The 21,114-nt window shown below is 38.3% G+C and carries 24 protein-coding genes, 1 tRNA gene, 1 riboswitch and 1 other annotated feature; of the genes, 18 read left to right on the forward strand and 7 right to left on the reverse strand.

What is annotated here, in order from left to right:
- Together LXM54_RS24095 and LXM54_RS24100 are read right to left on the reverse strand one after the other, a co-directional pair.
- Positions 1-800: hypothetical protein (locus tag LXM54_RS24095; RefSeq protein WP_233318269.1), on the reverse strand; the 800-nt coding region annotated here is incomplete at its 3' end.
- A 57-nt stretch (positions 801-857) separates the two neighbouring features.
- Positions 858-1,373 carry a hypothetical protein gene (locus LXM54_RS24100; protein WP_233318271.1) on the reverse strand — a complete coding sequence of 172 codons (516 nt, stop codon included), beginning with the start codon at positions 1,371-1,373 and terminating at the stop codon, positions 858-860.
- A 515-nt stretch (positions 1,374-1,888) separates the two neighbouring features.
- A riboswitch (cyclic di-GMP riboswitch) is annotated at positions 1,889-1,971 on the forward strand.
- Between the two features lie 73 nt (positions 1,972-2,044).
- Between LXM54_RS24100 and LXM54_RS24105 the strand changes: the two genes are divergently transcribed.
- The 9 genes from LXM54_RS24105 to LXM54_RS24145 all read left to right on the forward strand — a co-directional run bounded on the left by LXM54_RS24105 (position 2,045) and on the right by LXM54_RS24145 (position 7,988).
- Positions 2,045-2,401 (forward strand): response regulator, encoded by a 357-nt coding sequence (locus LXM54_RS24105; protein WP_233318273.1) that lies wholly within the window; start codon positions 2,045-2,047, stop codon positions 2,399-2,401.
- Between the two features lie 121 nt (positions 2,402-2,522).
- Positions 2,523-3,158, forward strand: coding sequence for a cupin domain-containing protein (locus tag LXM54_RS24110; RefSeq protein WP_233318275.1), 636 nt, complete (start codon positions 2,523-2,525; stop codon positions 3,156-3,158).
- Between the two features lie 220 nt (positions 3,159-3,378).
- Positions 3,379-3,603, forward strand: coding sequence for a spore germination transcription factor GerE (gene gerE / locus LXM54_RS24115; protein ID WP_016201768.1), 225 nt, complete (start codon positions 3,379-3,381; stop codon positions 3,601-3,603).
- 463 nt (positions 3,604-4,066) lie between these two features.
- Positions 4,067-4,525 (forward strand): MarR family winged helix-turn-helix transcriptional regulator, encoded by a 459-nt coding sequence (locus LXM54_RS24120; protein ID WP_233318277.1) that lies wholly within the window; start codon positions 4,067-4,069, stop codon positions 4,523-4,525.
- 10 nt (positions 4,526-4,535) lie between these two features.
- The gene (gene racE, locus LXM54_RS24125) at positions 4,536-5,333 is read left to right on the forward strand and encodes a glutamate racemase (protein ID WP_233318279.1); all 798 of its coding nucleotides are present in this window, start codon (positions 4,536-4,538) and stop codon (positions 5,331-5,333) included.
- A gap of 121 nt (positions 5,334-5,454) precedes the next feature.
- On the forward strand, positions 5,455-6,516 hold the full coding sequence (locus LXM54_RS24130; protein ID WP_233318416.1) for a GerMN domain-containing protein: 1,062 nt from the start codon (positions 5,455-5,457) through the stop codon (positions 6,514-6,516).
- Positions 6,517-6,660: 144 nt separating this feature from the next.
- Positions 6,661-7,254 carry an XTP/dITP diphosphatase gene (locus LXM54_RS24135; RefSeq protein WP_233318281.1) on the forward strand — a complete coding sequence of 198 codons (594 nt, stop codon included), beginning with the start codon at positions 6,661-6,663 and terminating at the stop codon, positions 7,252-7,254.
- 15 nt (positions 7,255-7,269) lie between these two features.
- Complete coding sequence (locus tag LXM54_RS24140; RefSeq protein WP_233318283.1) at positions 7,270-7,779, forward strand: metallophosphoesterase family protein; 510 nt, start codon at positions 7,270-7,272, stop codon at positions 7,777-7,779.
- A gap of 135 nt (positions 7,780-7,914) precedes the next feature.
- A tRNA-Arg gene (locus LXM54_RS24145) sits at positions 7,915-7,988 on the forward strand.
- Positions 7,989-8,274: 286 nt separating this feature from the next.
- Here LXM54_RS24145 and LXM54_RS24150 read toward each other — a convergent pair.
- The gene (locus LXM54_RS24150) at positions 8,275-8,907 is read right to left on the reverse strand and encodes a hypothetical protein (RefSeq protein WP_233318284.1); all 633 of its coding nucleotides are present in this window, start codon (positions 8,905-8,907) and stop codon (positions 8,275-8,277) included.
- 357 nt (positions 8,908-9,264) lie between these two features.
- Here LXM54_RS24150 and LXM54_RS24155 point away from each other — a divergent pair, with 357 nt between their 5' ends.
- Positions 9,265-10,479 carry an oligosaccharide MFS transporter gene (locus LXM54_RS24155; protein ID WP_233318286.1) on the forward strand — a complete coding sequence of 405 codons (1,215 nt, stop codon included), beginning with the start codon at positions 9,265-9,267 and terminating at the stop codon, positions 10,477-10,479.
- Positions 10,480-10,554: 75 nt separating this feature from the next.
- Here the strand turns inward: LXM54_RS24155 and LXM54_RS28350 are convergent, their stop codons facing one another.
- Positions 10,555-10,998: a ferritin-like domain-containing protein gene (locus LXM54_RS28350; protein ID WP_233318288.1), complete on the reverse strand. Its 444-nt coding sequence runs from the start codon at positions 10,996-10,998 to the stop codon at positions 10,555-10,557.
- A gap of 128 nt (positions 10,999-11,126) precedes the next feature.
- The gene (locus LXM54_RS24165) at positions 11,127-11,369 is read right to left on the reverse strand and encodes a hypothetical protein (protein ID WP_233318290.1); all 243 of its coding nucleotides are present in this window, start codon (positions 11,367-11,369) and stop codon (positions 11,127-11,129) included.
- Positions 11,370-11,615: 246 nt separating this feature from the next.
- Between LXM54_RS24165 and LXM54_RS24170 the strand changes: the two genes are divergently transcribed.
- Positions 11,616-12,128, forward strand: a complete 513-nt coding sequence (locus LXM54_RS24170) for a GNAT family N-acetyltransferase (protein ID WP_233318292.1) — start codon at positions 11,616-11,618, stop codon at positions 12,126-12,128.
- Between the two features lie 85 nt (positions 12,129-12,213).
- On the opposite strand, the gene LXM54_RS24175 is transcribed toward LXM54_RS24170, so the two are convergent.
- Entirely contained in the window at positions 12,214-12,573 is a 360-nt protein-coding gene (locus LXM54_RS24175; RefSeq protein WP_233318295.1) for a hypothetical protein, read from the reverse strand.
- A gap of 12 nt (positions 12,574-12,585) precedes the next feature.
- A complete protein-coding gene (locus tag LXM54_RS24180) occupies positions 12,586-12,897 on the reverse strand; it encodes a YolD-like family protein (RefSeq protein ID WP_233318297.1) in 312 nt (103 codons plus the stop codon).
- A gap of 115 nt (positions 12,898-13,012) precedes the next feature.
- Between LXM54_RS24180 and LXM54_RS24185 the strand changes: the two genes are divergently transcribed.
- The 7 genes from LXM54_RS24185 to leuC all read left to right on the forward strand — a co-directional run bounded on the left by LXM54_RS24185 (position 13,013) and on the right by leuC (position 21,100).
- On the forward strand, positions 13,013-13,234 hold the full coding sequence (locus tag LXM54_RS24185; RefSeq protein ID WP_233318299.1) for a WYL domain-containing protein: 222 nt from the start codon (positions 13,013-13,015) through the stop codon (positions 13,232-13,234).
- An 819-nt stretch (positions 13,235-14,053) separates the two neighbouring features.
- Entirely contained in the window at positions 14,054-14,248 is a 195-nt protein-coding gene (locus tag LXM54_RS24190; protein ID WP_233318300.1) for a YolD-like family protein, read from the forward strand.
- A gap of 435 nt (positions 14,249-14,683) precedes the next feature.
- Positions 14,684-14,943: a binding site (T-box leader), on the forward strand.
- Between the two features lie 134 nt (positions 14,944-15,077).
- Positions 15,078-16,793, forward strand: coding sequence for an acetolactate synthase large subunit (gene ilvB / locus LXM54_RS24195; RefSeq protein ID WP_233318302.1), 1,716 nt, complete (start codon positions 15,078-15,080; stop codon positions 16,791-16,793).
- A complete protein-coding gene (gene ilvN, locus LXM54_RS24200; protein ID WP_233318311.1) occupies positions 16,790-17,308 on the forward strand; it encodes an acetolactate synthase small subunit in 519 nt (172 codons plus the stop codon). Before ilvB ends, ilvN begins: the two co-directional genes overlap by 4 nt.
- 46 nt (positions 17,309-17,354) lie before the next feature.
- Entirely contained in the window at positions 17,355-18,377 is a 1,023-nt protein-coding gene (gene ilvC, locus LXM54_RS24205; RefSeq protein WP_233318313.1) for a ketol-acid reductoisomerase, read from the forward strand.
- A gap of 130 nt (positions 18,378-18,507) precedes the next feature.
- The gene (leuB, locus tag LXM54_RS24210; protein WP_233318315.1) at positions 18,508-19,608 is read left to right on the forward strand and encodes a 3-isopropylmalate dehydrogenase; all 1,101 of its coding nucleotides are present in this window, start codon (positions 18,508-18,510) and stop codon (positions 19,606-19,608) included.
- Between the two features lie 85 nt (positions 19,609-19,693).
- Positions 19,694-21,100, forward strand: a complete 1,407-nt coding sequence (leuC, locus tag LXM54_RS24215) for a 3-isopropylmalate dehydratase large subunit (RefSeq protein WP_233318317.1) — start codon at positions 19,694-19,696, stop codon at positions 21,098-21,100.
- Positions 21,101-21,114 lie beyond the last annotated feature (14 nt).

The raw sequence follows: 21,114 nt of genomic DNA on the forward strand, positions 1-21,114 counted from the left end.
TCCGTGTTGAAAGCAGAGACCGCATCTGCAACTGGTTCCGTGTTGAAAGCAGAGACCGTATCTGCAACTGGTTCCGTGTTGAAAGCAGAGACCGCATCTTCAGCTGGATCTGTGTTGAAAATAGAGACCGCCTCTTCAGCTGGATCTGTGTTGAAATCAGAAACTGTATCTTCAACTGAGTTTGTGCTGAAATCGTAGACCTCACTTTTAACTGGTTCTGTGCTGTGTTCGGAGTCAGCATCATTTCTTGTTCCTGTATCATAATCAGCAGCAGTTTCCTTAGATGATTCGCTGTTTTCTGCTACTTCTTCCATACGGATTTGTGAAGAATCATCTTCTTTATTAGACGACTGCTCCTGATTAGAAGAAGGACTATTATCCTCTTGCAGGCCATTAAAGATATTAATGATAGAGGTTTTAAGAATATACATTTGTTCTTCCTTATTAATTAAAATTAAGAAGTCGTCGGTCACTTTACTAAGCATCCCTTTAAAAACCTGATTGGAGTTGCAAGTAATGGTCACCCAACTGTAACGTAATTCCTCTAATAATTCATTTAAGTCTTTTTTAGTCTCAAGTGGAAATTCTAAAGGTAATGGATTATTGTCTTTTGCATTTTTTGTAATAGCATGAATCTGGTCTAATGCGAAATAGTAGATGTTTCCATTCGTTTCTAGAATTAAATGATCCTCTTTTACATCGAGTAATGTGCCTTCCACATATTGATCTTTATTTAGGAAAAGTCGTATCTTGAATCTTTTCAGTCTATCAAGTGCATTGGAAAAAGTGAATTCTCCCATAAGAACCACCTCCTAAATGAGAGTCGCTTCTATAAAAGAAGCGACTAATCATAATGATTATTTTTCACTGCCCTTTTCTTCTGTTTTTTCTTCCTTCTTATCATTCTTATTTTCTTCTTGTTTCTCAGACTCATCTTTCTTTGGTTTTTCAATTTTGAGTCCATAGCTGATATTGTGGATGTGGAATGTAGCAATTCTGATAATCTCTTCATTATGAACGATTGTGATATACTCTAGGTTAATGTCATCCAATACGCCTTCAACTGACTCTTTGCCACCGCGATTGATTTTTACCCAATTGTATTTTAAGCTTTCCATTACTTCAAAAAGAGTTGGAGCAGTTACAAATGTGAATAATTCTGGTATTTCAAGTTCAAATGGAAGACCCTTTTTTGTGTTCTCTGTCAGGCTTTTGATGTGATGTGTTAAATAATAAACGACACCATCTGCTTCAGTAAGAAGAGTGAAATGGTCTTCGCTAACTCCTAATAATTTCCCGATACGAGACTCAGGGCCTCCCCTATCCACTTTAATTGTTTTACCTACTAATGTCTGTAATACTTCTTTATTCATCTCCAAATAACCTCCTAGTTATGTTTTCCATGTATGATATGTGTCAGGGCAAGACAATGTACTATGTTACCTGCCTATTTATGTAAATGACTCTTTTTTGTGCATGAATTAATTAGGCATTATATTTATAATTGCAATGCCGGGATATAGGGCAAACGTATATTTTTATAGATATCAGTAAAATTCCGAACAAAAATTATAATAAATCATACAATTAACCAAAAAAGAAAATGATTAATTTGTGGGGTATATTTGAAATAAAGAAAATGGAAGGTTGGGAGATAGAATTGTTGGATTCTGTAATGAAAAGAAAGGATCTCATAAAAAATAGACCTTACTTTGTACGTATTGGTAGTAGGCAATCAAGTATACATATTAAAATCTGGGATATAGTCTAATTGTATTCCAAGTTTTTTTTTAGGTGAAAGGATTTTTGTTGCTCATTTAACAAGCTGTTTATGTTCTTTCATTTCCTTATAAAAACAACTATATAGTTGAAAAATACTGTGCTATGATAAAATCATTGGCAAATTTTACGAAAGTAAAAGACGCAAAGCCACGGGCCTAAAGCAACAGCAATGGCAGCCGGGCTGCCAGGAATCTTAAGTCCTGCATACATACAAATTACTCCTTTCTTAAGTTTGCCAAAGTTAGAATTAGGAGTGGTAACATTGGAAGTCAGGGTTGTTATTGCAGACGACTCTTTATTTATGAGAACTTACATAAAAAATCTATTAAATAACAGCAAATACAAAGTCATCGGGGAAGCATCTGACGGCTGTGAGGCTGTATCGGTATACAAAGAGCTGAAGCCGGACATCCTTATCCTCGATTTAACGATGGATTGTATGGATGGGATGACAGCATTGCAAAGGATTATGGAATTTGATTGTGATGCAAGAATCATTATTTGTTCCGCGATGGGACAAAGCAGGAATGTTACAGCTGCTTTAAAGCATGGTGCGAAGGATTTCATCGTAAAGCCATATTTTGAACGATTCCTGCTGACGTTAGATAACATATCATAGAGAAGGAGGGTGCCTTTTACGGTATCCTTCTTTTTTTATAAATTAGGGTGAGTGTCACGCTTTTTGCCATTTTTCATACAATACGTTGTAGCACTTTAACAAGAAATGGGGACTGTATGCGATGCCAACCTCCTATATGGACTATACAAAGCCTAATATCAGCTATTTTTCTGACGTTAATAGGAATCGTCTAAACACTCGAAATGCTGATAATTATATTAACCGACTAGGCAGGGATGTGTTAAACACTCTCGGTGAGGTTTCTTTATTAGATATTTACTTGAGCAGCAAAAAAGTGGTCGAACCTCATTACCATCAGAACGCTGCAGAACTTGTCTACTGTATATCTGGATCTGCAGTTGTCTCACTTATCAATCCATTTACCAATAAAGTATCCAATATTCCCATTAAACCAGGTCAAGTAGCCAACATACCCCAAGGCTGGTGGCATTGGGAAATAGCCTCGGAAGATAGAACTCATCTGCTTGCCATCTTTGACGCTCCGTACCCTGAATATATATTTGGTTCTGATATCCTTACAAAAACACCAGTCGAAGTGCTCGCTCACACGTATTGTCTCGACCCAGTCCAATTAAAAAAGATACTTGCACCATTAAAGAATGAAACGATAGTAATTGGACCAACAGACGAATGTGTCCAAACACAGCACAGTCGAAATAATGAAACTTCTTATTATAATCACGGATATTATCCCTACAGCACGCAGCAGCCATATTATTCTAATGGCCGTTATTAAAGGACACGATAGATTGGAAAAGTAATGCCTTGTCCTGCGAATTGTAGGGAAAATCAGAACTAAAGGGAAAGCGTATATCAAGCGTATAAACGATAAAAAATGCCGTCCATTTTAAGGATATACAGTCACTCCAATGCTTTTCCCCACATAATATATTCAGACTATAAAATATACCCATCCCATAGTTCATAGCTGGCAAAGGCAAGGAGGGTTACACTACTTGAAGGAGAATGAATTTACTCACAAGCCATTATTAACAAAAAGGGAAAGAGAAGTATTTGAACTGTTGGTCCAAGACAAAACGACCAAGGAAATCGCGAGTGATTTGTTCATCAGCGAAAAAACAGTTCGCAACCATATTTCTAATGCGATGCAGAAGCTGGGCGTTAAGGGGCGTTCACAGGCTGTTGTAGAACTCCTAAGAATGGGAGAACTAGAGCTATAAGCTAACGAAAGGTGACTTTATAAAAAGCTGACTAAAAGAATCCTACCAATGGGAAGGATTACTTACGGCTTTTTATGTCACCTTTCAAAGTTTTACCTGAAAAAATACATAATGAGTTGCAAAAAGTAGCTGTGTCAAAAGTACTTAAAATAACAAATCCGAATTATTATGCGATATTCTAATGAAACTTGCTCATAATAGTTTGGTTTTTTTCTGTTGGATAAAATGATTGAAGGCCTTAACGGAGTGGAGCGGAGGGTAATCGATATCTCGGCTATAAGAGAAAATTATTTATTATTCATTTTTAAAGATATATTTTGTATTGTTCAAGCCTCTTTTTAGTTGTCACAGCAATATAAAGGCATTTTAGTCTATACGTTTACGATTTGCCCAATCTAGACTATAATTATTATTAAGTAATGAGGATGATAGATAAATTGGACAGATAATAGGAGATGTAGCAATGAATGTAGAAGAAAAAAACTCAAAAGAGTATTTAGATATGATAGCAATCATTGAAAAAGATATGAGATACATTTCTGGAATCATTAAGCAGAAGGGTCGGGAAATCCTAAGTAATTATACGATTACTCCGCCTCAATTTGTTGCATTGCAATGGCTTTTTGAAGATGGGGACATGACAATCGGCGAATTATCTAATAAAATGTATCTTGCCTTCAGCACAACGACTGATTTAGTAGATCGGATGGAAAAGAACGAATTGGTGCAGCGTGTCAAAGACCCGAATGACCGCCGTGTCGTGCGCATCCATTTATTAGATGAAGGAAAAAGGCTGATTGACGAAGTAATCAAAAAAAGACAAATGTATTTACAAGAAGTGTTGGGTAATTACTCACTAGAAGAAGTTGGACATTTGAAAGACAACTTTATTAGACTACATCAAGAAATGCGGGAAAAATGAGGCGGTAAGTTTGGATAGACCAATAGGTGTTATAGATTCTGGAGTTGGCGGTTTGACTGTTGCAAAAGAAATCATGCGGCAGCTGCCAAATGAAAAGATTATTTATTTAGGTGATACAGCAAGATGTCCATATGGACCAAGATCTGGAGAAGAAGTAAAAGCATTCACATGGGAATTGACAAGATTTCTGTTGCAGAAAAACATTAAGATGCTTGTCATTGCCTGTAATACAGCAACAGCTGTTGCCCTTGACGAAATAAAGGAGCAGCTGTCCATTCCTGTCATCGGTGTGATTGTTCCCGGAGCTAGAACTGCGATTAAAGTGACGAGGAACAATTATATAGGCATGATTGGAACTATCGGTACGGTGAAAAGTAAAGCATATGAAAAGGCTCTTAAGCAAATAAACAAAAAAGTCCGCACGGAAAGTCTTGCATGCCCTAAATTCGTTCCCCTTGTGGAAAGCGGAGAGTACGATGGACCGGTAGCGAAACGCATCGTCAGACAAACGCTTGCTCCTTTTAAAGGCAGTGACATTGACACACTGATTCTTGGTTGTACACACTATCCTCTTTTAGAAAAAGTGATAAGAGAGGAAATGGGGGACAAGGTTAAGGTGATCAGCTCCGGTGCTGAGACAGCGCGGGAAGTAAGTACAATTCTTGCTCACAGTGAACAGCTGGCATCACCCCAGGAAAAGAACGAGCATGAGTTTTATACAACAGGTTCCAGCGATATCTTTGCAAGAATTGCATCAGATTGGCTCGACCAGAAAATTGAAGCAGTAGAGACGATTAAACTCTCCTAAAGACTAGGCAGCTTATGCTTAGTCTTTTTTATATGGATTAAAAAAAATTTGGAGAGCTCGGTCTAAATTTAGAAATAGCTCGTATACATATTAGTACAAACTGTCTTAGGAGTGATTAATGATGTCTAAGAATAAAAAGCTAACGATTTTGTCTGCTGCATTCGTATCAACAGTTATGCTATCTGGCTGTGGCCTTTTTGGTGAAGATAGTGGAAAAGAGAGTGTCGATCCGCCGCAAGAAACTACATATACGGATAATGCGGCAGAGGAAACGGCAGCCAAGGCTGGAGAAGAAGCAACTGCAGCTGATTCCATGCCAATCGAGCTTTATTTAGTCGATAAAGATGGATTTGTTGTTCCGCAAACCTTAAATATCCCTAAAACTAACAGTGTTGCGAAGGAAAGCCTTGAGTATTTAGTGAAGGATGGTCCTGTCACAGAAATGCTGCCAAACGGCTTCCAAGGCGTGCTTCCTGCTGGCACAAGTGTTAGTGTTAATATTAAGGATAAAGTTGCTACAGTTGATTTCTCAAAAGAGTTTAATGACTACGAAGCAAGTGATGAGTCAAAAATTATGCAGTCCGTTACATGGACATTAACTCAGTTTGATACAATTGATTCCGTTAAACTGCAAGTTAATGGCAAAGAATTGAAAGAAATGCCTGTAGCTAAAACCCCGCTTCAAAGTACCTTGACAAGAGCAGACGGAATCAATATTGATACGAAAGATGTTGCCGACATCACAAACACAAAACCGCTTACGGTTTACTATGTTGGCGGAGAGACTGGCGAATACTACTATGTTCCAGTAACAAAGCGTGTTAGCAATTCAGAAGAAAATAATATTGCTGCTGCAGTAGGGGAGCTTGCGGAAGGCCCTGGAACAGGATCTGCTTTGGCAACATTTATGGAGCAAGATGTAGCGCTGTTGGATGACCCTGTTGTCACAGATGGAAAAGTTACATTAAACTTCAATGAGTCTATTTATAACAGCGCAGATGGAGAAGAAAAAACTGTTTCTGATGATCTGTTAAATTCCTTAGTGCTGTCACTGACAGAACAGGAAGGAATTGAAAGTGTCGCTATTACGGTGAACGGTGAACAAGACCTTGTTAATGAGGAAGGAAAAAGCCTCACAGAACCAGTGTCTCGTCCTGAAAAAGTTAATACTGGAAGTTTCTAATAAGAAGGCTGCGCTTATGCAGCCTTTTTTAGTTTGTAGGAACTTTTCATATATGATTGGACTGTCCTATTTTTTGATAGTAAAATGTAAGAAGAAAAATCAAGAGTTACATAATTAAAAAACGCAGCAGGAAGTGGGAGCAAAATGAAAGAAGTTATTATCGCAACAAAAAACCGAGGCAAAGCGAAAGAATTTGTGGAAATGTTTGAACCACTAGGCTACTCTGTCAAAACATTGCTTGATTACCCAGAAATAGACGATGTAGAAGAAACAGGCACTACATTCGAGGAAAATGCGGTATTAAAGGCAGAGACAGTGTCTAAGCTGTTAGGAAAGGTCGTTATTTCCGATGATTCCGGATTGATGGTTGATGCATTAGAAGGCAGACCAGGTGTCTATTCTGCTCGCTATGCAGGGGAGCAGAAAAATGACCAGGCAAATATGGATAAAGTTCTAAGAGAATTAGAAGGAGTTCCGCATGAAAAGCGAACAGCACGCTTTTGCTGTACCTTAGCTATTGCTAATCCGGAAAACAGAACACAAACCTTCACAGGAACTTGCGAAGGCGTTATTTTAGAGGAAAAAAGAGGAGAATACGGCTTTGGCTATGATCCAATTTTCTTTGTAAAAGAAGAAGGGAAAGCAATGGCTGAATTGCCGCCAGAAAAGAAAAACAGCATCAGCCACAGAGCGAATGCACTGAAAAAACTAAAAGAACAGCTGTCAGATGTTCTTTAAGGAGAGGAATGGACAATGAAGGTTCTAATCGTCAGTGACAGCCATGGACTTGTGGACGAGCTTCAGCAATTAAAGGAAAGGCATAAGGATGAAGCAGATCTGTTTCTCCATTGCGGAGACTCAGAGCTCCCAGCTGATGACCAAGCCATCGCTGGCTATGTCGTAGTTCAAGGAAACTGCGATTATTACGCAAAATATCCAGAAGAAACAATACAAGAAGTGAACGGAAAAAAACTTTTAATGGTTCACGGCCACCTCTATGGCGTGAAATCATCTGTCAGCAGATTGCTGTACAGAGCAAAAGAGGTTGGTGCGCAAATTGCCTGCTTCGGCCACAGCCACTACCTTGGCATGGAAATGATTGAAGATGTCCTCTTCATCAATCCAGGCAGTCTTCGTCTTCCAAGAGGAAGAATGGAAAAGACATATGTCATTCTCACAGTCGAAGATAAATCATTAAAAACAGAAGTATACGATTTTAATTCAGGGCAGCTCTCTGAATTAACAGCAGAGTTCCCACTGTAAAAACTTCCTGAAGAGGAAAAAAGATAATTTTCCTCTTCAGGAAAAAAACTTTCAAAAACATGTTGACTTTATTTCGCCTAGAACATATAATAAATATTGTCCTGATGAGGACGTTAAATAAATATTCAAAGCCATGTCCCAGTAGCTCAGCCGGATAGAGCATACGCCTTCTAAGCGTACGGTCGGGAGTTCGAATCTCTCCTGGGACGTCCTAACAAAAACCACTTATGAATTCTTTCGTAAGTGGTTTTTTGTTATAAACTCTAATATCTTTTTTATGGTGATTTTAGTTTTAAAAAAAGATAAAGTTTCTTATGAAGCATTTATGCAATTTCAATGATCTATATCCTAAAGTAGGCTATAAAATCTTTCTATAATAACTATGCTTTAGGATTTTGTTATCTCTTTTCTCCTTTCTGTGATTAACGACTATCTAAAGAGGTAGTAAAGTATAGAGTAAAAGCCCCTCTCGTTTGAGAGGGGCTGCTTGGTTATTTATTGTAAATTGAAGAATACAGAACTGCTTACCATTGGGTCGTATTGGAGAGTTGCTTTTTCTCCAGTTTTAACAAGACCAGCGATGTAACCTTGTTTTTCATTTCCTTTATACATTTCAAAAGAAAAATCAGGTTCTGTAGTACCTACTATATCACCGCTATAAATATCTCCGCTTTCACTTACAAAATCAAAGTACATTATGCCGTCAATTGAAAAAGGATAGTCCTCTGTCTCAGAATCAGCTACTTTAACTTTAGCATCAACAAGCACCCATTCATAACCTTCTGGAGCATCTTCGTTAAACTCATTCATTTTCTTTAGTTGACTCTGTGCTTCTTCACCACGAATAACCTTTTCGACAGATAAATCAATTGTAGTATTATAGCTATTTGATTCATCATCATATGTTGAAGTTTCAATAGTAGCAACTTCGTTTAGTTTTACTGGATTGGAGCGTGTTCCTACTTTAGACTCCTTAGTATTTTCTTCGCTAGATGCCTGTTCTGAACTACCAGACTTTGATTTAGTAGATACATTATCGTCATTACCACTAAATGCAACTGCTAAGATAATAATTAGGACAATAAGTGCAATAATTCCTAAACAACCAAATTTAAAAAACTTTTTCAAAACTTTTTCCCCCTCATATCTCTAATACAAAAACCATTTTATTAAAATAGATTCTATTTGACTATACTTTCGACAAAACTAGACAAAGTGGTAAATTTAAACATAGGCAATTTGTAGGTAAATGTATGAAAATATTCATATAAAAATTAAATAAATTAGTACGTACTAGATGTATTTTAATTTGACAATTGTACGTACTAGTACTATAATCTTCAGAAAGTAAGCCCTTTCATAATTAAAGGCTCAACAATACATTGCTTGAACACTTTTAGATGTTAGCAATCACAGTGTAAGTCTATCTTATTATGAAAAGGTATATAATTTAATAGTTTTACAGAAAGAGGGAGTGTTAAAAAAATGATACAAACTCAAAAGAGCTTTTGGAACTTCGGTGGACTCTTTTTCTTTTACTTTTTTATTTGGGCGACTGTTTTTACATTTTTACCAATATGGCTTGAGGAGCAGGCAGGTTTATCTGCTACAGAATCTGGCTATGTGTTTTCTGCCATGTCATTAGTTGCACTCCTGTATCAGCCGTTCTTTGGAATCTTGTCGGACAAGCTTGTGTTCAAAAAGCATTTGTTTGCTACAGTGGCAGGTGCAGCCATTTTTATGGGTCCGTTTTTCAGTTATGTATTTATTTCTTTATTAGACTTAAATATAATTGCCGGTGCACTTCTTGGCAGCGTTTATTTAAGTTCTGTATTATATGGCGGAGTTGGTGTAATAGAATCATACATAGAAAGGGCTAGCAGGGCTAATAAGTTTGAATATGGACGTGCTCGTCTGTTTGGTTCTGTTGCTGGAGCAACGGCTACCTTCGTCTCAGGGCTTCTTTTCGTTGCACATCCTTTCAGCATCTTTTGGGTGGCATCCTTATCAGGAATTGTTCTTAGTATTCTTTTGTATACGGCGAAGATCGACAAAACAGCATCTTTTGCAGCAAAGGAATCTGCGGCAGAGCCGTTGACGAAGGAAGTCATTTTCTCTGTATTTAAGCTAAGGAACTTTTGGATGCTGGGGCTTTTCATCATCGGTACTGCATGCATGTATGATGTATTTGACCAGCAGTTTCCGAATTATTATAAGCAATTTTTTACTACACCTGCTGAAGGAACAAATGTATTCAGCAAGCTTGTTTCACTACAGATTGGTCTTGAAGCAATCATCATGGTTTTTATGCCGATTCTTATCAATAAGATTGGTGCGAAAAATGGTTTGCTCTTGTTCGGTGCATTAACATTCATTCGTATTTTTGGCAGTGCTGTTGCAATCGGTCCTATTTCCCTATCGATTGTGCGCTTAATTGCAGCTGTTGAAATGCCATTATTGTTAATTTCCATTTTTAAATATATAACAGGTGTATTTGATATTAGACTATCAGCTACCGTATATTTACTAGCATTTAATTTTGCGAAGCAAATTTCCATTATGGTTTTTTCCAGTGTGGCAGGAGGTATGTACTCCACTATCGGCTACCAAAATACATATTATATTTTAAGTGTTGTTGTACTGGTTATTACAATTATGTCAATTTACACTTTAGAAAATGATAAGAAGCATAAAAGATGAAGGTTTCCGGCAGTTTTTCCCCAATAACTGTGAAAAAATAGTTTCATTAAAAAAAGCATCCATCGGGTGCTTTTTTTATCTTTTGGATAAGGCTGTCAAGAAATACAAAAACCAAACAGCATGGTTTTGTTCATCCATCGCTGCCCTTTTAAATGATTCTTTAATAAAATTATTATTTGTGCTGTCAGAGATTTCTAAATAAAAATCGACAGCTTCTTGTTCGTCTACAAAGGCAGAATTAACTCCTGCATGATAATTTTGCGGGCAGGCTTCTGAAATGGCAGCTGAGTGCTTTTGACCAGTGAGCTCGGTGTAAATATAGGAGAACATATTATAATGGTTGATTTCGTCTCTGCGTATCTCGTTAATTATCTTTCTTTCTCGTTTAGTTGGTGCTAATGATTCTAATTGTTTGTAACAGTGAATAGCGGCATACTCCTCATCTATTGCCTTTGCAATTTTTGCGGCGAGCTCTTTGCTACGCTGTTGAAATGATGCATAGTCATAGTATAAATGCACAATTAATCATCTCCTTGCAGTCGTTATAGGTTACTATATGCCGTCTGGTGATTAAGGAAACATGTCCGATTCTTAAAAGGGGAACCTCATAAATAACGAGGAATATTGTTCAGGGGGGCGATCGAAGTCTATTTCGCTGTTTTTAAAACTCGTACTAGCTTTACATCAGGATTCTTTCGCTGCTTCTGCACCTTTTTAATTCCTTCTGTACCAACCATACTGCCAATCATGCTGATTATTATACTCGAACACATCCATTGCAAGGCATAATAAATGCCAGAACCGACTATTATATCGAGAATCATAATTCTTTTAATCACAGACCCTTCTATTACAACAACAAGAAATACCTGTTCCTTTTTTTTAGCCAATTGCGTCACTCCTTCCCGTTTAGATTATGTGCTGTACTGCTTGGCTTATTCAAAATAAAAAATCACTTCATCATGAGTGACTTTTGATTCAACCTATTTATTGGGCGGAAATTTATCTTAGAACTCATTTTTTTAATCTATTGTTGATTATTTTTTGTAAATTTATAACAGGGGATAAGAGATATAGATGGAATATATAGACAAGAGCTTTTTTTAAAGTTATAGAGAATGGTGGGGGAGGAAATCATGAAAATAAAGACATCTAGGCTGCTAATCCGCGAGTTTAACGATAATGACTGGCAGGATGTATTTCGTTATACTTCCAACAGTAATGTAATGCATTATATCCCTGAAGGTGTGATGACGGAAGAGAAAACAAAACAATTTGTGCGGAAAAATCAAGGTCAGTCTGCTGAATATTTTCCTGTCATATTAGCTGTGGAAAATAAGCTGATTGGTCATCTCGGTTTTTTTAAGTACTTCGGTGATCATACCTATGAAATCGGCTGGGTGTTCCATCCTGATTACTGTAACAAGGGCTATGCTTCAGAAGCGGCCAAGGCTATGATTGGATACGGTTTTGAACATATGCAGCTTCATCGGATTATCGCCACATGTCAGCCAGAAAATATTGCTTCCTTTAAAGTGATGGAGAAGATTGGCATGCGCAGAGAAGGATATTTTAAAAAATGCATTCCGGCAGGGGAAAACTGGTGGGATGAATACTATTATGCGATATTAAGCGAAGAATGGAAATGAATCAGATTAACCTGTATGTTCAAAGGGGTTGCATAAGCAAACGTATAATCGGCATATTAACCCCTGAACTATGCGCAGCCAAGTTTTACTCTTTGTTGCGCATCAAATAATAAATAAGCAGCTTCTGTGTATTATTCTTAAGGTTTGTATTATAAAAGCGGTGTGGTTCATGATATCCCCTGCAGTAAAAATCATATTCTGTAGCAAATCCGTCATTTTTGCCCCGTTGTACTCTCAATTGATTCCTTTTCATATCCTCCTTGATTACTTTCAAGTCGGCTTGCACCTTCAGCATCGTATGTTCAATCAGATTCAAATAAACATTTTTGATTTTAAAAGAAGTACCCTCTATTTTTTTGCGATCATATTCCAATACAGATAATACAAGGGCAAGATGTACGGATTGGCTGATTAATCTTCGATCTGAATCAAGTATTGCTGTCATGTCCCTAATCTCCTATTCCGCTCTCTTGCTTGAGAGGAGACTAGCAAATGGCACAAAATGAATATGATGCTCTTTATCCTTAATCCGCAGCTCTTTTTTTAGATAATCAATAAAAACAGTCGTTCCATATAGCGAATGAATGGAGTCAGCGAATGTTAGCTTGTATTCAAGCGTCCAGTTATACTCCATTGCTTCATGTATGAGCATGTCGATGTCTGCTGGGAAACCTCCGTCTGTTTCTGCGCTATTCTCAGTATCCTCCTTTTCCGGCAGTTGCCGAGTAATCATTGCAGTCCATTTCATTCTTCCTTTGTCTTTAATCAAGTTATCCATCTCCTTTTGCTCTAAGTAAAATATACCAGAACAAATGTTCTTTATCAAGGTTGATTTGGAACGTTTGTTCGTATATAATATATGCAAGAAGGGAGTGAATTATTAGATGAATCGTCAATTGGAAAGAGCGTTAAAGGAAAACAAAGAAATTGAAATTATTTATATGAGCGGCAATGAAATCTTCTCTAAAAGGACCATTCTTGTTCGGGAAGTGAAGGGTAACTATATTAAAGCCTTTTGTCTGCACAGAAAACAGCCAAGAATTTTTAAACTGGATTCAATTCTCGCAGCTTCTTATCCAGGAATGAGAGGAAGGAAAAATGCATAAAAAACCCTGTAATAGGGATTTAACGTTTTCTTGCTATCCAGGATGCCGGTTAATCTTCTCAACGCCGACGTGAAGATAAAAGGATATTTACGCTAGGTGATGCAAGGAGAATAACAGCGACTTCCTCTCCAAAATAACATTGCAGAAGTTTTAATAGAAGTTTCGCCGATTCCAACCTTTTTAAATCAGTAAGATTGCAGCAATAGCTGAAATCTGTCACCGCATGTGCTACTCCTACACTATTTTTTCCACTTCAAGCAATCAACAAAATATTCGCATGTTTAATTTGCTGATCGTATAAGGCCAACGTACCAGAAAACTTGTGAAAGCTGTAATAGGAGTTATGGCCTCATTTAATTATTTTATCGTTTTTACTGTTATCATTTTATAGTGAAAGCACTAATTAGCAAGGCAAAGTACTCCTTGATTAGCTATCCTTTAAGAAATTCTAAAATCCTTATTCCAATATAACTTTGCATTCTTTTCCTCTTTAAACTGCTAATTTCTGTGGAGGTGATAGATATTGTATGACGCAGTGCTTTTGTTACATCATTTGTTAGTTTTCCTAAAAAGGGAGCTTCGTCTATAATTGTTAAAATGGAAAAATAAACTAGTGTAAACGGTTAAGAAATGGTGAATTGGATATATTGAAGATATAACCCTATCGTTTTTGTAAAAAAGTTCACAAATTGTTCATAAAAAAGTTGCAAACGCTTACTAATTTTAGTGTATACTATACATATAGTAAATTCTAACTATGATAATTATTTGTGAAAATAGATGAAACAGATAGGAGTATAAGGCAAAGGAGGAGAAGCAATGATCTTAAAGGAGCTGGCAAGAAATCGTCAACTAGTCATTAACTACTATAAAAATGGTCTTTTGCAGACATGCAAAGGCAATGTAGAAATGCTGAATCTGCATGAGCAGACAATTGGCTTAAAAGATGAAAAGGAAAATATCCTGCAGATAAAGCTATCATGGATACATGACATTACACCGACAGCAGGTTGAATACACATATTTTTGCAACCGCTTTCCTACTGGGGGGGCGGTTCTTTTGTAAAAAACCTGTTAGGAATTCTGACAAGATAATATACAGCACTCTCATTATCGTATTATAATGAATTCTCCATAATCAAAAATGGCAGGCTAAGAAGAGTAAGAATAAGTAAGAATAGAACAAAGTATTCGGAATAAAAAAATTTTTTGTAATTTTTCAAAGTACAGGCATCATTTATTTATCAATATTGTAAGCGTTTACTGAGTATTATTTTTTGTTTGAATTATCGAACAATTCTTAAAAAGGGTGTTGACTCTTGTTTCAAATCGGCGTAAGATAACCTCAACAAAAGCAAAACGGAGCTGATAAATACAGCTTTGAACTTTGTTGAAACCATTTGAAATGCTGTTTAAGAAAAATCCTAATAGCCTAAATAAAAGATAATGAAAAATACGATGATGAGGATAAGTAGTTTCTAATTTTGGGATTCCACAGAGAGCCGGTGGTTGCTGAGAACCGGTGAAGCCGATTAGAAATGAACTCACCTCTGAGTGTTAGCTTGAAACACAAAGTGAAGTAGAGCTGACCGAGTGACACGCCACTCGTTACCAAAAACGAACGAACTGTTCATTGAGTGCATACATGTGTTTCATGTATGAATGAGGGTGGTACCGTGGAAAGCTGAAATGGCCTTTTCACCCCTTTGTCTACTTATAAAGTATACATTGGGGGTGTGAAGGCTTTTTTTATGATATAGGTCTATTTTAGCTGTTGTAACATCGTAATCGCGCTGTTTGATCATTGGAGAAAAGGAACCACTTTAATAAGGAGGTTATATTGATGATACAGAAAACCGCCTTTGAAGAGACGAAGGCTAAAACGAAGCCATTAACTGGGGCAGATCTTTTGCTGCAAGCTTTGGAAAAAGAAAATGTGGAATGTATTTTTGGCTATCCAGGAGGAGCAGTACTTCCTATTTATGACAAAATATATGACTCGAAAATATTTCATGTTCTTCCTAGACATGAACAAGGCGGAATACACGCAGCCGAAGGCTATGCACGTATCTCTGGAAAACCAGGTGTTGTGATTGCTACATCAGGACCTGGTGCTACAAATATAGTAACAGGCCTTGCTGATGCAATGATGGATTCGTTGCCACTCGTTGTTTTTACAGGACAGGTAGCTACAGGAGTAATCGGGACAGATGCTTTCCAAGAAGCAGATATTCTTGGGATAACAACACCGATTACAAAATATAATTGCCAAATCAGAAACTTGGAAGACATTCCGAAAATTGTAAAGGAAGCTTTTTATATCGCAACAAGCGGAAGACCAGGTCCAGTGCTTATCGATGTGCCGAAAGACATTGCTGCAACTGTGGCCGAGGAACCGAGGGAGCAGGAAGTGGACTTGCCGGGTTATCAGCCTACAACAAAGCCGAATTATCTGCAAATCCGAAAGCTGACTGAGGCTGTCAGTTCAGCAAAAAAACCAGTTATCCTAGCTGGCGCAGGTGTTATCTTTTCTAAGGCGTCAGAAGAGCTAAAAAGCTATGCTGAGCAGCAGCAAATACCGGTTGTTCACACATTGCTTGGCTTAGGAGGGCTGCCTGCTGATAATTCCTTGTTTGTTGGAATGGGTGGAATGCATGGCTGTTATGCAGCAAACATGGCTTTATATGAGTGTGACTTGCTCATAAATGTCGGTGCGAGATTTGATGACCGTTTAACGGGTAACTTGCAGCATTTTGCACCAAATGCAATCAAGGCCCATATTGATATTGATCCAGCTGAAATTGGCAAAATCATCCCGACAAAAATACCTGTTGTTGCAGATGCAAAAGAGGCTTTAACAGAGCTGATCAGCCAAAATGGTAAGCAATCCGAGCATAAAGACTGGTTAGAAAAGATTGAAAATTGGAAAAAAGACTATCCTTATTATTACGAAAATTCCGACAAGTTAAAACCACAGCAGGTGCTTGAACTTCTTCATGAGAAAACAAACGGCGAGGCAATTGTAACAACAGATGTTGGCCAGCATCAAATGTGGGCAGCTCAGTACTACCGCTTTAAAGACCCTAACAAATGGGTAACTTCAGGCGGACTAGGAACAATGGGCTTCGGATTGCCGTCAAGTATCGGCGCGCAAATTGCCGATAAGGATGCAACAGTCCTTTCAATCAGCGGTGACGGCGGCTTTCAAATGTGCAGTCAGGAATTGGCTCTTATTAGGGAGTTGAATTTGCCAATCAAAATTATCATTTTCAATAACCAGGCATTAGGAATGGTAAGACAATGGCAGGAGTTCTTTTATGAATCACGATTCTCTCACAGTAAAGAATCAGTTCAGCCATCCTTTGTTAAGCTTGCTGAAGCATATGGAATTAAAGGGTATCAAATTTCGAATGTGGAGGATGCTGACAAGATATTGGATGAAGTGCTTCATGACAGGGAGCCGGTTGTTTTAGACTTCCGCATTGATCCAAATGAAAATGTTTATCCAATGATTGCTCCAGGCAAAGGTTTACACGAAATGGTAGGGATGAAGCCATGAAAAGAATAATCAGTTTAACAGTGCTGAATAAATCAGGTGTTTTAAACCGGATTACTAATCTATTTTCGAAGAGAAACTATAATATTGAAAGTATTTCTGTGGGTCATACAGAGCAGGAAGGCGTCTCAAGAATCACATGTGTTGTGCATGTTGATAGTGAAGGAGTCATTGAACAGGTGACGAAACAGCTCAACAAACAAGTCGATATTTTAAAGGTCGTTGATATTACAGACCAGGCTATCGTTGAAAGGGAGCTTGCGCTAATTAAGGTGCTTGCGACGCCTTCAACACGAAATGAGCTTTACTCCTTGATTGAACCTTTCCGGGCATCTGTAATTGATGTGAGCAAAGAGAGCCTTGTCATCCAGATAACCGGCGAATCATCAAAGGTTGAAGCATTCATTGAGTTGATAAGACCATATGGAATTAAAGAAATTGCCAGAACAGGAACAACGGCATTCCCTCGTGGTTCTCAGAAAAACACTAGTCAAAGAAACCATTACTCTATTGTTTAATTAAATTTATATAAAAACAAATCTACTAATAAGGGAGAAATTTAAAATGGCGAAAATGTACTATAACGGAGATGCAAGCTTAGGATATTTTGAAGGAAAAACAGTTGCTGTAATTGGATATGGATCCCAAGGCCATGCACATGCTTTAAATATGAAGGACAGCGGAGTAAATGTTATCATCGGCTTACGACAAGGAAAATCATGGGATAAAGCAGCAGAGGACGGCTTTGATGTATATTCAGTAGGCGAAGCGACAGCAAAAGCGGATGTTGTTATGATTTTGCTTCCAGATGAGCAGCAAACAAAGGTTTATAATGAAGAAATTAAACCGAACTTAACAAATCAAGCATTGATGTTTGCACACGGCTTCAATATTCATTTCAGCCAAATCGTACCGCCATCTTCCAGCGATGTATTGTTGGTAGCGCCAAAAGGCCCAGGTCACTTAGTAAGAAGAACGTTTGAACAAGAAGCTGGAGTACCTGCATTATTTGCCATCTACCAAGATGTAACTGGTGAAGCTAGAGAGCTTGCATTAGCTTACGCAAAAGCAATCGGATCATTGCGCGCTGGAGCTTTGGAAACAACATTTAAAGAAGAAACAGAAACAGATTTGTTTGGTGAGCAAGCAGTATTATGCGGTGGTTTGACTGCACTAGTAAAAGCTGGTTTCGAAACATTGGTAGAAGCTGGTTACCAGCCTGAATTAGCATACTTTGAGTGTTTACACGAGCTGAAATTGATTGTTGACTTGATGTATGAAGATGGAATGGCTGGAATGAGATACTCTATCTCAGATACTGCACAATGGGGCGATTTTGTTACAGGACCAAGAATCGTGACAGAAGATGTGAAGAAAGAAATGAAAGCTGTATTGACAGACATCCAAGAAGGGAAGTTTGCAAAAGGCTGGATCTTAGAAAACCAAGCGAACAGACCGGAGTTTAATGCAATTAATGCTAGAGAAAGCGAGCATTTGATTGAGAAAGTCGGCAAAGAACTTCGTTCAATGATGCCGTTTGTAAAAAGCTCACGTAAAAAAGAAGTGGTTGGCAGCGGCCAAAAGTAAAACCTAAATTTATACTGGTTTTGCTCTAAGTTGAGCATAAACAAAGACGGTGCAGGGTTCATTCCCTGGACCGTTCTCTACAAAAAAACAAACACTGGCTGTTCATCCATGGGCTAGGAGGTCGCAATATATGAAGAAGAAAATTGCCGTATTGCCGGGAGATGGTATCGGACCAGAGATCATCCAAGGTGCAATTGACGTCTTGCAAGTAATAGAAGAAAAATTTGGTCACTCATTTGAGTATGAATATGCTAATATTGGCGGCTGTGCCTTTGAACAAGAAGGAACTCCGTTGTCAGACGCAACGATTTCCCTCTGCAAATCTAGTGATGCCATTATGCTTGGAGCAGTTGGTGGTCCGAAGTGGGATAATCTCCCTGTTTCCCAAAGACCAGAACAAGGTCTGCTTCGCATCAGGAAAGAGCTGAACCTTTTTGCTAATTTAAGACCAACTAAATATTTTGAGAGTTTAGCAGCTGCTTCTCCGCTGCGCCAGGATGTCATTGAAAATGTTGACTTAATCATGGTTAGAGAACTGACTGGCGGTATTTATTTTGGTACTCCTAGTGAAAGAAGATCAATTAACGGAGAACCAGGAGCTGTTGATACACTCCTTTATACAAAAGAAGAAATCGACCGCGTTTTAGAAAAGGCATTTGAAATAGCGAAAACTAGATCTAAAAAGGTTACCTCTGTTGATAAGGCAAACGTGCTAGAGTCAAGCAGACTTTGGAGAGAGTGTGCGAATGAGATGGCAGCGAAATATCCTGAAATTAAGCTTGAGCATATGCTCGTAGATAATGCAGCGATGCAGCTTATCAGCAATCCAAGACAGTTCGATGTAGTAGTCACGGAAAATATGTTTGGAGATATATTAAGTGATGAGGCAAGTGTGTTGACAGGATCATTGGGAATGCTTGCATCTGCGAGTATTTCACAAGCTGGTCCATCCCTTTATGAACCAATTCACGGTTCGGCTCCGGATATCGCTGGACAGAATATTGCTAATCCCTTGGCAACCATCTTGTCTGCAGCAATGATGCTCCGTCTGTCTTTTCATATGGAGCAGGAAGCGCAGGCTATCGAAGATGCAGTAGACCAAGTGCTGACACAAGGCTACCGGACGAAGGATATTCTATCTGCAGATACTACATTGCTTACTACTTCACAAATGGTGGAGCAAGTAAAAGCGGAAATTATTAAAACCCTACAAACAGTTGAAGTAAGATAAATAGAGAGAATGGTAAGAAAATTGGAGAGATACAAAGGATAATATTATATAGAAGAAAAAAGTCGAAAGAAAGGGGAGGACCATAATGGGCAAGTCCATTATTGAAAAAATCTGGGAAAAGCATATTGTTCATCGGGAAGAGGGAAAACCGGATCTGCTGTACATCGATCTTCATTTAGTGCATGAAGTGACATCACCACAGGCATTTTCAGGGCTTAGGATGAAAAACCGCAAAGTCCGCAGACCAGATCGCACCTTTGCTACAATGGACCATAATGTTCCAACAATCAATCGCTTTAAAGTGGATGATGAAGTAGCATTGAATCAAATGACAACATTGGAAAAGAACTGCCTTGAATTTAATGTTCCCTTGGCAAACTTGGAGAGTCCCGAACAAGGTATTGTCCATGTCATTGGTCCAGAGTTAGGACTTACACAGCCAGGAAAAACGATTGTTTGCGGTGACAGCCATACATCAACACATGGTGCATTCGGTGCATTAGCATTCGGAATTGGCACAAGTGAGGTAGAGCATGTATTGGCGACACAAACTTTATGGCAAACAAAGCCGAAAACTCTAAAAGTAGAAGTGAACGGTAAATTGGCTGAAGGTGTTAACGCTAAGGATGTCATTTTGTATGTTCTTTCCAAGCATGGAGTAAACTTTGGAACAGGTCATGTTATTGAATATACTGGTGAGGTTATCAGAAATTTAAGCATGGAAGAAAGAATGACTATTTGCAATATGTCCATTGAAGGCGGAGCAAGAGCTGGGTTGGTATGTCCGGACGAAACAACATTCAGCTATTTGCGAGGCAGAAAATATGCTCCTGAAAACTTTGAAGAGGCAGTAAAAGCGTGGGAGGAAATAGTGTCAGATGAAGATGCTGTTTATGATCATGTCATTGAAATAGACGGCAGTGATATCGCACCAATGGTAAGCTGGGGAACAAACCCGTCTATGACAGCGAAAGTTGATGACAGAATCCCGACAGAGAATGATTTTGCAGATGAAACAGACCGCCGTGCTTTAAAGAGTGCCCTTCACTATATGGGACTTAAAGAAGGACAAAACATTAAAGATATTGCAATCCAGCATGTTTTCATCGGTTCCTGCACAAATTCTAGAATTGAAGACCTACGTCAGGCAGCAAGTGTAATTAGCGGTCAAAAGGTGCATCCGGGTGTCCGTGCATTAGTCGTACCAGGTTCACAGCAAGTAAAGAAGAAAGCAGAAGAAGAGGGTCTGGATAAAATCTTTACAGAAGCAGGCTTCGAATGGCGAGATGCAGGCTGCAGTATGTGCTTAAGTATGAATAATGATGTTGTCCCAAGTGGAGAGCATTGCGCATCTACCTCTAACCGTAATTTTGAAGGACGACAAGGAGCAGGAGCAAGAACACATCTGGTCAGTCCGGCAATGGCAGCTGCAGCAGCGTTGAATGGACGTTTTGTCGATATAAGAAAAGGCAATGTAGCAGAACTTGTATAAGGAAAAAGGAGGGA

Source organism: Bacillus sp. Au-Bac7 (assembly GCF_021341655.1).
Taxonomy (GTDB): domain Bacteria; phylum Bacillota; class Bacilli; order Bacillales; family Cytobacillaceae; genus Niallia.